The 14,887-nt window shown below is 53.8% G+C and carries 13 protein-coding genes; 4 read left to right on the top strand and 9 right to left on the bottom strand.

Going from position 1 to position 14,887, the window contains the following annotated elements; translation table 11 throughout:
* Window positions 1-10: 10 nt before the first annotated feature.
* Window positions 11-898: a MurR/RpiR family transcriptional regulator gene (locus B6A39_RS03995; protein ID WP_083001601.1), complete on the bottom strand. Its 888-nt coding sequence runs from the start codon at window positions 896-898 to the stop codon at window positions 11-13.
* Between the two features lie 188 nt (window positions 899-1,086).
* Here B6A39_RS03995 and B6A39_RS03990 point away from each other — a divergent pair, with 188 nt between their 5' ends.
* On the top strand, window positions 1,087-2,412 hold the full coding sequence (locus B6A39_RS03990; RefSeq protein WP_083001599.1) for an aspartate aminotransferase family protein: 1,326 nt from the start codon (window positions 1,087-1,089) through the stop codon (window positions 2,410-2,412).
* A 32-nt stretch (window positions 2,413-2,444) separates the two neighbouring features.
* Window positions 2,445-3,002: a carboxymuconolactone decarboxylase family protein gene (locus tag B6A39_RS03985; protein ID WP_083001597.1), complete on the top strand. Its 558-nt coding sequence runs from the start codon at window positions 2,445-2,447 to the stop codon at window positions 3,000-3,002.
* 290 nt (window positions 3,003-3,292) lie between these two features.
* On the opposite strand, the gene B6A39_RS03980 is transcribed toward B6A39_RS03985, so the two are convergent.
* Entirely contained in the window at window positions 3,293-3,811 is a 519-nt protein-coding gene (locus B6A39_RS03980) for a GNAT family N-acetyltransferase (protein WP_083001595.1), read from the bottom strand.
* Between the two features lie 168 nt (window positions 3,812-3,979).
* On the opposite strand from B6A39_RS03980, the gene B6A39_RS03975 reads away from it, so the two are divergent.
* Entirely contained in the window at window positions 3,980-4,915 is a 936-nt protein-coding gene (locus B6A39_RS03975) for a cation diffusion facilitator family transporter (protein ID WP_083001593.1), read from the top strand.
* A 276-nt stretch (window positions 4,916-5,191) separates the two neighbouring features.
* On the opposite strand, the gene B6A39_RS03970 is transcribed toward B6A39_RS03975, so the two are convergent.
* The 6 genes from B6A39_RS03970 to B6A39_RS03945 form a co-directional block, all read right to left on the bottom strand.
* Window positions 5,192-5,575: a RidA family protein gene (locus B6A39_RS03970; protein WP_083001591.1), complete on the bottom strand. Its 384-nt coding sequence runs from the start codon at window positions 5,573-5,575 to the stop codon at window positions 5,192-5,194.
* A 21-nt stretch (window positions 5,576-5,596) separates the two neighbouring features.
* Window positions 5,597-6,364, bottom strand: a complete 768-nt coding sequence (locus tag B6A39_RS03965; RefSeq protein WP_083001589.1) for a DUF3726 domain-containing protein — start codon at window positions 6,362-6,364, stop codon at window positions 5,597-5,599.
* Complete coding sequence (locus tag B6A39_RS03960) at window positions 6,361-8,205, bottom strand: hypothetical protein (protein ID WP_083001587.1); 1,845 nt, start codon at window positions 8,203-8,205, stop codon at window positions 6,361-6,363. Before B6A39_RS03960 ends, B6A39_RS03965 begins: the two co-directional genes overlap by 4 nt.
* Window positions 8,198-9,775, bottom strand: a complete 1,578-nt coding sequence (locus tag B6A39_RS03955; protein WP_083001585.1) for a BCCT family transporter — start codon at window positions 9,773-9,775, stop codon at window positions 8,198-8,200. Before B6A39_RS03955 ends, B6A39_RS03960 begins: the two co-directional genes overlap by 8 nt.
* 97 nt (window positions 9,776-9,872) lie before the next feature.
* Entirely contained in the window at window positions 9,873-10,862 is a 990-nt protein-coding gene (locus B6A39_RS03950; RefSeq protein WP_198036755.1) for a dipeptidase, read from the bottom strand.
* 10 nt (window positions 10,863-10,872) lie between these two features.
* On the bottom strand, window positions 10,873-12,312 hold the full coding sequence (locus tag B6A39_RS03945; protein ID WP_083001582.1) for an aldehyde dehydrogenase family protein: 1,440 nt from the start codon (window positions 12,310-12,312) through the stop codon (window positions 10,873-10,875).
* 147 nt (window positions 12,313-12,459) lie between these two features.
* Here B6A39_RS03945 and B6A39_RS03940 point away from each other — a divergent pair, with 147 nt between their 5' ends.
* Window positions 12,460-13,347, top strand: a complete 888-nt coding sequence (locus B6A39_RS03940) for a LysR family transcriptional regulator (protein ID WP_083001580.1) — start codon at window positions 12,460-12,462, stop codon at window positions 13,345-13,347.
* Window positions 13,348-13,432: 85 nt separating this feature from the next.
* On the opposite strand, the gene B6A39_RS03935 is transcribed toward B6A39_RS03940, so the two are convergent.
* Complete coding sequence (locus B6A39_RS03935) at window positions 13,433-14,860, bottom strand: Glu/Leu/Phe/Val family dehydrogenase (RefSeq protein WP_083001578.1); 1,428 nt, start codon at window positions 14,858-14,860, stop codon at window positions 13,433-13,435.
* Window positions 14,861-14,887 lie beyond the last annotated feature (27 nt).

Here is a 14,887-nt window from a genome sequence, read left to right as displayed (position 1 = left end):
TACGATGACGTTACTCCCGTCGAGGAATAGCGCTCGCGTAGGTATTCAGGCTCAAGAAATGTTCATCCGCCCGCTGCAACGCATCGAGTGCCTGTGGTCGATCATCTTCTGCCAATAAGGTGCACAGTACTTCTGAGATGGCTAAGGCGGGCGTTAACGTATGGAAAAAACTGTCGCTTTCCGTGGGACAAAAAATCGTCTGCTCTGACATCCCTACCAGTGGCGATACTTCACTATCGGTGATCGACAGAATCGTCAGCCCCTTGTCTTTTGCCAACTGCGTCAGTTCCAGTGTCGCTACTGCATAAGGTTTGACGGAGACAACCAGCAAGGCATCTTCGGGCGTGGCGCGAATTAGCGCATCGCCGCCGGTGCCCGCCGGCCCATCTAGGTGGACCGAGCGGTCCCCCAACAGTGACATAACGTAATGGAAATGCCACGCCACGGAGTGACATGAACGCAAGCCTAGTACATACACTTTTCTCGCCGATTTCAGCGTGTTAGCGATGGCTTCCAATCGCTGCAGCGAGTCAGGCTCACAGAGCTGGGAAATCTGAGCACTCAGCCCATGCAGCATATGCGCGGCGATATTGCCGTTGGCCGAGGCTCTAGCCCCCTCGTTTCGTTGGCGAACTTTAGCGGCAAAGCCATCACTTCCCCGCCGCAGCGCTGCCACATAGTGCTCGCGGATGTCATCGTATCCTTGCTTGCCCAGGAATTTTGCAAGCCGCGTCATGGTCGCAGGCTGCACCGCCGCATGGCGCGCCAACTCGCGCATAGAAACCAGCGCCACCTCATCCGGGTGTTCCAGCACGTAGCGGGCAGCCTGCTGAAGCTGCGGCGACATAGCATCGTACTGGGCGATAATCTGTTCCCTTAAAGGGTCGCGCTGCGGCATGCGTGTTGCCTCTTATACGGCTTGTTAAAACAGCCGCCGATTTAAACGTTACAGTTCTAAAAAAACAATGATCTATGTGTTTTATTAAAAACAAAAATGATTCACATGTTGCACTTATGAACTGAACTGTGCCAATCTTCTCCTTATGGCGTGCTCTCATCGCTTAGTGACCATAAGGAACCGTCTCCATGACTCGTATTCTTCATCGCAGTATCGGCCCAACACTCCCTCATGCCGCGTCGGCGCAAGGCGTCTACATTACAGACACTGCTGGACGCCGATACTTAGATGCCTCGGGTGGCGCTGCGGTCACCAGCGTTGGTCACGCCCATCCGGAAGTGCTGGCAGCGATGCGTGCTCAAATTGATAACCTCTGCTACGCACACACCTCGTTTTTCACCACCGATGCTGCCGAAGCACTTGCCGAAAAACTCGTCAACTTAGCACCTGAAGGCTTGAATTACGTCTATCTCGTGTCAGGCGGATCAGAGGCCGTTGAAGCGGCGCTGAAGATGGCACGGCAGTACTTCGTGGAAATTGGCGCCCCACAGCGTAGGCACATCATTGCTAGGCGTCAGAGTTACCATGGCAACACAATTGGTGCGTTGGCAACCGGTGGCAATGCGATGCGGCGTAAGCAGTTTCAGCCCATTCTGCCAGAAACTCATCATGTCTCCCCCTGCTACGCCTATCGCGAGAAAGGCCCCGATGAGTCGCCTGAGGCTTACGCTATTCGGCTTGCCGATGAACTCGAAGCAAAAATTTTGGAACTTGGCCCTGAAGAAGTGATGGCGTTCGTTGCCGAACCCGTCGTAGGCGCCACCCTTGGAGCTGTCGCCTCTGTCGCGGATTATTTTAAACGTGTTCGTGCGATTTGCGACAAATATGGCGTGCTACTGATCCTCGACGAAGTGATGTGCGGCATGGGGCGGACCGGCACGGTCTTCGCCTGCGAGCAAGACGACGTCATACCGGATATCGTCACCATAGCCAAAGGCTTGGGCGGGGGGTATCAGCCGATCGGCGCAGTGATGCTGTCCGGCAAAATTTACGAAAGCTTCGCCAACGGTTCTGGCCTGTTCCAGCACGGGCATACTTACATCGGCCACCCTGTTGCCGCGGCAACCGCTAACAAAGTGGTTGAAATCATTGCGCGCCCCGAGACACTTGCCAATGTAAACGCCATGGGCGCGAGATTACAAAGCGGTTTGGAAGACATTCTCGGTGCATCCCCTTATGTCGGCGACATCCGGGGAAGAGGGCTGTTTCGCGGTATCGAGCTGGTGGCGGACCGGGACACGAAAACACCTTTCGATCCGAGCCGAAAAATTCACGCCAAGATTAAGCGACAAGCCATGGCTCGTGGGCTAATCAGCTACCCTATGGGCGGCACGATTGATGGTATTCACGGTGATCATATCCTGCTCGCACCGCCCTATATTATTGAAGCCGATGATGTCGACCTAATCATTGAGCGCATTGCCAACGCCATCAACGCCGCCATCGCCGAGTGATGTCACGCACCCTATCTGAATGGAGCTCACCCATGACGCCCTCTTCTCCCTGCCCGCCTATTGCTGATGCCGATTGGCCAAACGAGATCGCAGAATTACGCGAAGACTTTGCCGGTGCTCTCAATGTCTATCGCACCATGGCTCATCACCCGGATTTACTCAACGCCTGGGCACCTTTGCGCCAGCATGTTGTTAAGGAAAATGCCTTAGGGCCAGAATTAACCGAGGTGGTGATTCTACGCGCGGGCTTGCGCATGGGGTCACGCTACGAATGGGCTCATCATGTTAGTCGGGCGCTCGCTCTTGGGTTCTCCACGACTCGGATCGATGCCATTCGAACTCGCCCCGAAGGCGTTGATGGTCTTATCGTCGACGCGGTGGATGCATTGTTTGATCACCGAATGCTGTCCACTGAGCAAGAAGCAGAGTTAGCAGACGCCATCGGACGTAAGGCCGTTATCGACCTGATTGCTATGGTGGGGTTTTATTCGGTATTGGGCTACCTGCTCAAGACTTACGACACGCCGGTCGACGACAACATTCAACAAGAAGCGGAAAAAATGCCAGCGCTATTTTCGTTAACCTCTTAGACATTCCTGTCCCTGGTGCAGGCTTCAACCTATCCCAGGGCAGACCATTAAGTACTTATGCATACGTTTGCGAGGATTCAGGTCTCATTAAATCAGTGGCTGCCCATGATCAGTGCCCGCTTAATTTTATTCAGGCACTCAAGGCTCATCATCTAATGTAGGAGGCCACTTTAGAGGGCGATGGCGGCGTAGCCACCCTTGCTATAACTAGGTAAATCAGTTGAATCATCGTCGAAGTGTCGAACCAAAGCTAAAGCCCTATCTCACAACAATACATTTGTTTCTAAACACTACACATCTGTTTTTTGCATGACCACGCAGTCAAGCTTCCGCCCTGCTACTACCGAATACTCAGGTAGCTTTTCCATTACTTCGAACCCAGCTTTTTTCAGTACCCGCTGTGAAGCGTGATTGTCTAAAGAAACAGTCGCCGTGAGCGTATTAATTTGGTAAATGCAACGAGCTTCGCTAATAAGATGCTTCAATGCCTTTTGCGCCAGCCCATTACCACTCGCATGTTGGGCTATCCGATACCCCACCTTAGCGTAACCATTCTCTATCTCACGTAGGTTGGCGCGCCCAACTATCACACCTCGATGTTGGATAATAAGCGGTCTCATACGTCCTCGGGCATTTAACGCCAAGCACTCATTAATATGCTGGCGAGTACCTTCAGGCGTGTAGAAGTGCTCCGCTCTGGCCTCTATGTGCTGCTCAAACCAGTCACGTTCAGTGGCTTCGAACAACAATAGTTCGGCGGCATCTTCCGGAGCAATTTGTCTAAAGGAAACAGCATCAGCATGGCGCATAAGCACATCTCTCCTTGGATGCTAAATCAGTGCATCAAAGACTATCTCTAAAGGCTATCTCTAAAGACTATCTCTGTAGCCTTAGAATAAACAAATCACTGACATTGCGACCACTGATATTGCTATGCTTGCCAGCCTCTTGGGTAGGTAATATTGGAGCAAACGTTCGTGAAAACAGAATCCAGCACCTTAGCGTTTTCTGCCTTTATGGCGCTGCTGATTGGCTGTGCAGGTATCACTGCGACACTGGCATCTAACTCCCAGGCTATTTTGCTGGATGGGTTATTTAACCTTATCTATTTTAGCGTAGCCCTGGTCACCATCAAGGTTAGTAAGCTAGCCAGCCGACCCGATAGCGAGTCCTATCCATTTGGCTACAGCTACTTCGAGTCATTGGTAAATCTATGCAAAGGCTTATTGATATTAGGCGTTTCCATCTTTGCGTTGGTGGACGCCATCGCTGCGTTACTGACAGGTGGACGGGAGATCTCAGCGGGGCTGGCGGTTATCTACGCACTGTTTGCCACCGCCGCTTGCTCGCTCACCGCATGGGTCATGCACCGCAGTCAGCGCCATGTTAGTAGCCCGCTGGTGGCTGCTGACAAACTCAACTGGCTGGTGAACAGTATTATCTCGGCTGCTGTGTTAGCGGCGTTCTGCTTGGTGATGCTATTTGAGCGCCTAGACTGGCGGGGAATCGTACCTTATGTCGATTCACTTCTGGTAATGGCCGTGGTGCTGCTATGCCTTGGCGTACCGGTGCGAATGGCCTCCCAGGCATTGCGAGAACTGCTCAATAAAACACCCGACGAAACAATCGCCGAGCCAGTTCGCCAGGCGGTTGCTCGTGGTCTTGCAGATATCGATACCCAGGAAGTGCGGGTTCGCATGGTACGCCCTGGCCGCCTGCTGTATATCATGGTCCATGTGGTGCTACCCAAAGCATTTCATGCGTCTACGCTTGCCCATCAAGATGTCCTACGCCAGCAAATTGATGAAGAAGTGCGCCGTATTTACTCGCCGGTCGTCTGCGATGTGGTCTTTACCGAAGATGATCGCTGGGCAGCGCCTTCCTGCGGGCAGTTAGTGAAAAAACGCGCTTAATCGCACATCACTAAAAAAGCGGCCCGTGGGCCTAATGCCAGTCAGTTAAGGCTGACTGGCATTAGCAGATGGGCTGGTTTTTTGTTTAATAAGTGCTTGACGATGACTCCACCCCAGACCTCCGAGCCGCCCTCGTCATTCCCGCAGGCCTTTAGCGGGAATCCATGTTGACCTGGGGTTTCGGGCTGCTGCAGGCCAAGGTCAAGTTGGATTCCCGATAACCCCACTCGGGAATGACATGCGGTGACTCGGGAATAACGCTTGTGTCTATGATAACTATGAAACCTCTGATACAGCGGCATAAGCCACCATTTCTACCAACATCTCTTCTCGCGCAAAACCAGACACAATAATGGCGGCCCGATTGGGAAAAGGCGCGGTGACATATTCCGCATAGACGCGATTAACGGTGGCCAGATCTTCGCGTTGCGTCACGTAGATCAATACCTGAGTCAGTTGTTGCATTCCTGCGCCGGCGCTTTTCAGGGTATGTTGCAAATTATCTAGCGTCTGACGAGTTTGTGCTTCGATACCGCCTTCCACCACAGCGCCATCGTCGCCGATGGGAATTTGTGTGGTGAATAAGATGCCATTGCCGACCACGGCCCATTCAAGCGGGGCCTTAGCCGCATAGAGATCAGTTCTTACCGGTTGGATCATGACAGTCTTCCCATTTAGCTCTCAATCGTTGTCGTTGACACCTGCGCCAGCACCGCCTCGGGAAGCCTCAGAAGACTCCACAAGAATACGATGAGCAAGCGTTTTAAGGCGTGCCCAAATAGCGTCATTCACCTCAATACCTTCCTGCAGAGAACGCTCGCGGCAGGCCATTAGATCAGACTCAGAATGACGAGCCAGCAGGTCAAGGTCATGATCAACACCGAGGGAAGGCAGTAGCTCAACGTGGTTGGCCATCACTAGGGTGATGCCGTCGTTGGGTTCGTTTTCTTCCGGAACATCGCGCACCGAATAGATACGCACTTCTGGCGTAGAGCGGCCCGCACGAAAGCCCACCACCTGCTCGGTGAGCGGCTCCTGAGCATTACGCCAGAAGGCAGTAATATTGATACCACGACCCGCGAGGCGTGACAGATAGCCCATGATGAGCTGGCGGTTATGGCAGCGGCGAATTTTGACCACCGAAAGCCCGCGGGCACGCGCTTTGGCAAAACCCAATTCAGTCGCCAAGCTAATACTGCGCAGCACGCTTTGGCCATGGCCATCCAGTACGGCTAGGTCACCGTCCTGATAAATCACCTTGGGTAACGACTCAGGGTCTTCTTCAAGCAGGAAATCTAGCCCGCGGTTAAGCTGATCAATTGCGTTGAAACCATGACACTGCATCCACGCCACCATATCGGCGGCATCGGCGGCATCACCGTCTTCAAATCCAATCCCAGTAAATGCTTTTCTGCACAGACCTTGCAGCTCATTAAAGGAGACTTTCATAACGACACTCCCCCTTTAGCAGTTCGCTGTTGCTGGAATGACGACTGTTGTAATGGCGACCGCTCGCCCTGTGGATATTGATCACCCTGAGGAGATAGCCCAGCGGGTGCCACGCAGCCCTTTTCCAACTGTGGCTGTAGCGGAAAACTCCAATCATCGAAGTGACTGAGATCTTCCGGCTCGGCGTTGAGTTCTTCCACCAACGGCGCTCCTTGGAACAGCGTAATACGCACCCAGCGATCTGATTTGGGGTCGAAGCGGCTAGCACCAAAAAACGCCAGCTTAGTGCGCAGCAGATGCATCGGCTTCATTTCCCGATGCCACAGGTTGGCATGAATATCGCCGTAAGTGGCTTTTACTAGGGTTTGCACGCGGCGAATAATTTCCTTATGCCGTGGCTTGGCGAGTAGAAAATCGACCACTTTGGCCCGCGGTGTATCCTCTAAAAACTCACAAATCGCTGCGTGGCTGTGGGCGACACGTGGCCCCATGGCAATGGGCACCTCCTTTTCAGCGCCAGGCTCCTCATCGCGCACGCCTAGGCGCGGCTCCTCTTTTTCAGCCGACCGGTACCAGAACCAATACGCACCCTCATCGCTGGTATAATCATGGGAAAGTGCCCAACCGTAGTGCGTTTCAATTAGTTGGCGCAGACGCATCAATGGCATATCCGGCTCAAGGTCGAGGTTTTCATTAACCCCCATCTGCTCTTCCAGCGGGTCAACCTGCTCAGGGTACAGCTCGATCAACAGCGTATTGATGAGCTCCTGAGCTTCTAGCGACAGAGTGCGCTCGCTCCACGCCACTAACTGAGCCCATAGGTTCTCTTCCAACGGTACACTTTCCAACCAGCTCAACACATCTGGTAATGCGGCCACGGTTGCGACGTTGCGCTCGCGCTGCTCAGCATCCTCGGTTACGGTTTCTGCCAAATGCTGCTGGGCACGTTTGGTCAGCGCAATCAAGCGCGCTCGCTCTTCTTCGCTAGGCGCCTGACGCTGTGCCAACGCCAATGCGGTTTCACGCTGGGTGACCCACTGGGCAATCAGCTGCGGATGGTTAATTAGAAAGGGAGCCATCCCTAGACCAGTTGAGTTCCCTATCCCCAAATAGCGGCGCAACTCGATGGCTAGCCCGCAAGCCGTTTCAGGGGATTGACTGCGTGCCAGATGCTCCACTTGTTCAATCGAGAAATGCCGCAACAAATAGACGCCGGCCATCTGCACCGAGAATGGCCGACGGAAGTCAGGGTTTTCATGCAAGCGAGCGAAGTCAGCGAGACCAAACTTACCATTGCCGTAAACCGCCGTGGTGCGATAGAGATAGCCCACCCGAGTTAACCACTGCGGGTCCGGCTGCTGACCATTGCCTAACGCTTCTACAAAGTGGGCAAAGTTACGCAAACTCTTGTTGGCGCGGGACAGCACCAGCACCCGAGGATGTTGACGCCCTGCTTCCTGCAAGGGCACATTGGCGGCCATTTGTTCCAGCAAACTGTCATCTACGTCACCTTCCACTAAGCCAAACGTGACGTCCCAAGCGTCAGCAATAACGCGGTCGGAGCGGCGCTCATCGTCAAGCGCCTGGGCAAACATAACGCCGTGGTAACGCCCATAGGGAGTCTGGAGGCGATAAACGGCAGTGCCATAGCCATTTTCATCAAGATCAAAACGCACCCTGCTTATTTGCCAACGCTGACGCCCCATCTGACGCATCAGGGAACGCACAAAACTCAGTCGGCAAGCATGCAAGCTGCCCAGACGCTCCAAGCGCATCACTTCATCAGCGGGGCGAAGATTCAGGGGCGCGAGTGGCGCCAGCACCCAGTCTCGGTTACTCATTAACGATCACCTTCTTGCGCGTCGTCAGTCCCTGTTCACGTGCCATGGCATAGGCCGCTTTTGGCCCTAACCACAGAGATGGCAACAGCACCAGCGAAACGGGAATGGCGGTAATCACGATAAATTGCTGCAGAACACCGATTTGACCGGAGCCCATGTAAAGCAGGATCGCGGCCATTAACGACATAGTGATCCCCCAAAAAATGCGCACAGCTGTGTGTGGCTCATCATGACCAGTACAAACCACAGCAATGGCGTAGCTCATTGAGTCACCCGTGGTAGCCACAAAGATGGTCGTTAATAGCAAAATTGCCAGAGCCATTAGGGTGCCACCCGGTAGCGCCTGTGCAACCGTCAAGGTGGCCACATCAAACTGGAAGTTATTGAGCGCCTCGGCCAAGTCAATCGCTCCGGTTAGCTGATAGTGGATACCGGCACCACCCAGCAGAGTAAACCAGACGGTAGTCGCAATGGGCGCCATAACCGCCACTGCTAGAATCATCTGACGAATAGTGCGACCACGGGAAATACGTGCCACGAAAATCGCCATTAGTGGGCCGTAGCCAATAAACCAAGCGAAAAAGAACACAGTCCACCACTGCATCCACCAAGCCGGCGCAGTTTCCGAGGTCATGGTCGCCATGGCGAAAAAGGAGCTGATGTAGACACCAAAGCCTTGCAGGTAAGCATTGGTAAAGAACAGCGTTGGGCCAAATACAAAGATCACGGCAGCGATTGCAAGGGCCAGAAACACATTGAAACGGCTGAGCAGCTGAATACCACGATGGATACCGGTCGCGGCAGAAGTGACATAGACAGTGCCCAGTACCAACAGAATGGCCAACTGGGTGCCATAACCTGAACTCAACCCAAACAGCTCATGCAGGCCAAAACTGACCTGGGTCGCCAGAAAGCCAATGGGGCCAACGGTGCCTGCGACTACGGCAATGACACAGCAGGCATCTACGACACCACCGACCCAGCTACGCATCAACCGCTCGCCCAGCACTGGGTAAAGCAAGGTACGTGGCTGAAGTGGTAGGCCGCGGTCATAGTGCCAGTAAGCCAACACAATAGCCGTCAGCGAGCCAAGTACCGCCCAGGCCAGAAAGCCCCAGTGCATAAATGACTGCGCTAGCGCACCGGCAATGGCTTCCACCGTACCAGCTTCAGTGTCGAAGGCGGGCGGTGTAACCACGAAGTGATACACCGGTTCTCCTGCAGCAAAAAATACGCCGCCGCCCGCCAGCAGGGTGCACATAATGATAGAAAGCCATTTAAAGGTGCTCAGCTCGGGCGTATCCAGACCACCCACCTTAGCGCTGGCTGCTGGCGAAATTGCCAAGCCAATGGCAATAAAGAACGTCAGTAGCAATAGCAGTTGGAAATACGAACCCAGCACAGCCGCTGTCCAGGCAAAACCAGCTGAAATAGCCCCAGCGACTCCCTCGAGATTGATTAACGAAAGCACCACGAAAAGAATTACAAAACCGCCGCTAAGCCCGAGTACCACCGGGTCGCCGAACTTAGCAAGCCCATGGGCAGGGCCTGTGTCTTTGGGTGAGTTCATGGGGGGAACCTCGTTATTGATTATTGTTGGTGGTAAGTGTTGGTGGTAAGTGTTGATAGTGATCAATGCAGCCGGTGTGGCGTGATAAATTGGCCGGTTAGGTCGTTAACATGATCGTTCGCTCTAACAGTTCGACCCAGTTGCGCCCCATAATGCGAGCAATCTCCTCGTCGCCAAATCCTTTGGTACGCAGCCCAATAATCAGGTTGGGGAAATCGCGGCTATCGCGTAACCAAGCTAGCGGCTGGGGCCAGCCTGCGTTGTTGGCACTGCCTTCACCGTAATCCATCTCTTTCGACCAGCGACCGTTACGCATCCATTCCAGCACCGTGGTCGGCTGGTTTTGGCACAAGTCTGTTCCCAGGCCGACGTGTTCAATCCCCATCATGTCTACGGTGCGGGCAATCATGTCGCAGTAATCTTCCAGAGTGCAGTCCGGGCCGTTCTTCAGGTGGAACGGATAAGCCGAAAAGCCCAGCAGACCATCGCTTTCAGCAATTGCATGAAGCACTTTGTCAGACTTATTACGCTTGGCGGCGTGGAAAAAGCTCGGGTTTGCGTGAGAGATAATTACCGGGCGCTCGGAAATCTCGATAGCCTCAAGCGTCGAGCGTTCGCTGCTATGAGACATATCAATCACCATACCGACCCGGTTCATCTCGCGAATCACCTGGCGGCCAAAGCGGGTAATACCGCTGTCTTCACTTTCATAACAACCACACGCCAGCAAGCTTTGGTTGTTATAGGTGAGCTGCATAATCAAAAGGCCCAACTGGCGCAGCACCGCCACCATGTCGATATCATCTTCGATCGGCGAGCAGTTTTGAGCGCCAAAGAATATGCCCACTTTGCCTGCCTGCTGAGCGCGCAAAATATCGCTCGGGGCATGCACCGGCATAATCAAATCGCCATGGGCTTCAAAACGGCGGTTCCATTCGCCGATGCGGGTTAGGGTTTCGCGCAAGGTTTCGTGATACACCAGAGTGGCATGGACGGCATCCACACCACCCTCGCGCATCTGCTCAAAAATCTCTCGAGACCAGTTGGAATACTGCAGTCCATCAACGGTCAGCACCTGTTTAGACATGCGCCGCTCCTCACGCTTTCACGTAGCAAGTCTTGACTACAGTATAAAACTCACGCGCATAGCGCCCCTGCTCACGGGGGCCGAAACTGGAGTCCTTCCGTCCGCCGAACGGCACGTGATAATCGGTGCCAGCGGTGGGCAGGTTGACCATCACACAGCCGGTCTCGGCTTCGGCTTTAAAGCGAGTCGCCAGCGCCAATGAGTCAGTAATAATGCCTGCGGTTAGGCCGAAATTAGTGTCATTCAGGGTAGCGATCGCCTCGTCCATATCGGCGACCTTGATCACACAGGCTATTGGTCCGAAGACCTCTTCGCGGTTGATGGCCATCTCATTAGTGGTCTCCACAAACAGCGTGGGGGCCATAAAGAAGCCTTGGCTGGCGCAACTTACCCGCTCACCGCCAAAGACCAGTTTGGCGCCATCAGCTTTACCACGTTCAATCCAATGAAGATTGGACTCCAACTGACGGGCATCAGCGACGGGCCCAATCTGCACACCTTCTTCCAGGGCTGGCCCGACTTTGGCTTTCGCTAGCCGCGCAGTCAGCTTGTCCACAAACGCATCGTGAATGGTTTCATGAACAATCAGCCGTGAAGACGCTGTGCACTTCTGTCCCGTACCGGAATAGGCACCGTTAAACGCCGCTTCCACCGCTAGATCCAGATCGGCATCTTCAGCAACAATCAGGGCGTTCTTGGAGCCCATTTCCAACTGACACTTGACCAGATTACCGGCGGTAGCGGCCGCCACCCGGCGCCCCACTTCCAGCGACCCGGTAAAGGTCAGCGCATTAATAACTGGGCTTGTGATCAGCGCCTCGCCAACACGACCACCACTCCCCATCAGTAGGTTGAAGGAACCCGCTGGCAGTGTTTGACGACTGATGATTTCGGTCAGCGCCCAAGCGCTGGCCGGTACTAGATTGGCAGGCTTAAAAATAACCGCATTACCAAAGGCCAGTGCTGGGGCGATCTTCCACACCGCGGTAGCCATGGGGAAGTTCCACGGGCTGATAATGCCCACCACGCCTACCGGCTCGCGGCGTGTATCAACTTCAACGCCAGGACGGACTGACTCTACCCGCTCATCAATCTGGCGCAGCACTTCAGCGGCGTAATAGTGAAAAAACTGCGCCGAACGCGCCACTTCGCCCATACCTTCAGCCAGCGGCTTGCCTTCTTCACGGGATAGCAGGCAGCCAAGCTCTTCCTTTCGCGCCATTAACTCATCCCCGATTGCCATCAGCACGCCATAGCGCTGTTCCAAACCGCTCTTGGCCCACTCCCGCTGACCACTGCGAGCTGCATTGATTGCCTCGTTAACCTGGGCAACACTCGCCTGGGCATAGTCACCAATCACATCAGCAAGATCCGAGGGATTGACGTTGGTGATATGGCTTTCGCCATCGACCCACTGGCCGTTGATATAGAGCGCGTGGAGGGATGACATAGCGACCTCTCTCTTAATGTCGTTGATACGGGTTGTTGACGACATGCTAGAGAAGGCGGGAAGATAAGGATAATCAATAATTCAGATAAAATGATCAGTAAAACTTACCATTGCAGCTTGCCACTATAGCGAGATGAAACACCGACCATGCTCCCCGAATTGAAACTGGCACCTTTACGCTATGTACTGGCGATTCTTGATTCGGGTGGCTTTCACGCCGCAGCTAATCAGTTGCATCGCAGTCAGCCAGCCATTTCTATGGCCGTGCGTGACCTTGAAGAGCGCCTTGGCCAGCCGATCTTTGAAAAAGGCGGCGGCAAAGCCCTGTTAACGCCCTTTGGCCGTTGGTGCGAACCACGTTTTCGCGAATTGGTAGCGCATCACGACCGAGTATGTCGCGATGCGCTGGCCATTGCTCGCCAGCAGCGTGGCCGCGTTGATATTGCCGCTGTACCCTCGGTCGCCAGCCGTCTTATGCCCGCTCTATTAGCCGGATTTCTGGAGGCTTACCCCGGTATTGATATCAGCCTACAGGACGGCCACTCCGAGCGAGTCAATGAGATGGTTCTGAAAGGCGAGGTAGAGCTCGGCATCACTAGCTTATGGCTACCCGATGACACCCTCCGCTTTGATGCGCTACTCCACGATGATATTGGCGTGGTGTGTCGTGACGACCACCCACTGGCTCAGAAAGATGCACTGCATTGGCGCGCTTTAAAGCCGTATACACTCATTCGTAACGGCACCTCGCGCCTGCTTGAAGGGTCACCAGCAGCAGAGCTTTTAGCCCATAGCACGCTGTATATTTCCAACATGATTTCGCTGACTGCCATGCTGGAAGCGGGTATAGGTGTAACCACCCTGCCCCGGTTAGCGTTTCAGGAAGAACATCAGCGGCTGCGCTTTATTCCACTCGCCACCCCACACTTGGAGCGCCGAATTGGTGTATTAAGGCGAGCACGTCAAAGCCTTTCACCCGCCGCAGATGCAATGTATGGCTATTTAATAGCGCAGCTGGAAGGAAGTCATCGCTAAGACACTCAGCCATCCCTCATGACACACATGAGGGATGGCTTATGCACTACTGCGTTACAGCTGAGCTAGCAATAGCAGCGTTGTATTAAACACCGATATCGCGATAGTGGCGGGCAACTTTCTCGATGGCAATCAGATAAGCCGCCATGCGGTAGTCGTTAACTTTCGGGTTTTCATTACGGGTGCGAATGATCTCTTGTAGCGCCAAACGCATGGTGTCGTCCAAACCAGAACGTACTAGATCAAACTCGTCGGCGCCGCGGGCTAGCTCATCAGCCAGATGATCTGGCACCTTATGGCCCGTTGATTCTTCAATCGCCCGAATAATGTGCTGACCACGTGCTTCATGGAAGCGTTTATCGAGCCTGCCAAAGCGAACGTGATTCAGGTTGCGAATCCACTCAAAATAGGAAACCACTACGCCACCGGCGTTGCAGTAAGCATCGGGAATAATCTCAATCCCCCGCTGCTGAAGAATTTTATCTGCTTCATAGGTAATCGGGCCATTGGCAGCTTCAGCAATAAGCGGCGCTTGGATATGGTGTGCATTCTCGGCATTGATAACGCCTTCCAATGCCGCTGGAATAAGAATATCGCAGGCACGTTCTAACACCTTGCTGCCATCTTCTTGGTACTCAGCCGCCGGATATCCCTTAACGCCACCGGTCTCAGCAATATACTCACGCACGGCCTTAACATCTAAACCATTGTCGTTAACCAAGGCGCCATCACGTTCAATGATCGCGGTAATCAAGCAGTCATCTTCGGTTTGCAGAAAATGCGCGGCGTGATAGCCCACATTGCCTAACCCCTGCACCACGATTCGTTTGCCAGCCAAGCTGCCAGACAGACCACAACGCTTGATTTCTTCAGGGTGGCGAAAAAGTTCGCGCAACGCATACTGCACCCCGCGTCCGGTCGCCTCGTTGCGCCCTCGCACGCCACCATGTTCGACCGGCTTCCCGGTTAACGCCCCCATGTAGTTGATGTCATTAGGGAACATTTGGCGGTAGGTATCTACCATCCAGCCCATTTCACGCGGTCCGGTGCCCATATCGGGAGCAGGTACGTTGGTGGCAGGACTTAGATAACCTTTGTTTATCAGCTCGCGTGCGAAACGCCGCGTAATGGCTTCCAGCTGTTTTTGAGTGTACTTGCTCGGATCAATGATCAGCCCACCCTTTGAACCACCAAACGGTACGTCGACAATCGCGCATTTATAGGTCATTAGCGCTGCCAATGCCTCGACTTCGTCCTGATCGACCATCATCGCAAAACGAATACCGCCTTTTGAGGGCAGACGATGATCACTATGGGTGGCTCGCCAGCCAGTAAACATTTCAATCTTGCCGTCGATATCAATCGGAAACGATACCTGCACCACGCTCTGGCATACCTTCAGAGCATTTCCAATGCCCTCTTCCAGCTCCATGATGTCGATGGCGTGATCCACCATGTGCTCAACACTTTCACGAAAAGACATACCCTGTTGGGCGAACTTAGTATCACTCATTAGTGGCGCTCCATTGCTGCGTTGTTT

Source organism: Halomonas sp. GT, from assembly GCF_002082565.1.
Classification (GTDB): Bacteria; Pseudomonadota; Gammaproteobacteria; order Pseudomonadales; family Halomonadaceae; genus Vreelandella.
Note: the sequence above shows the minus strand (reverse complement) of the source record. Positions and strands in the feature narration are given on the sequence as shown.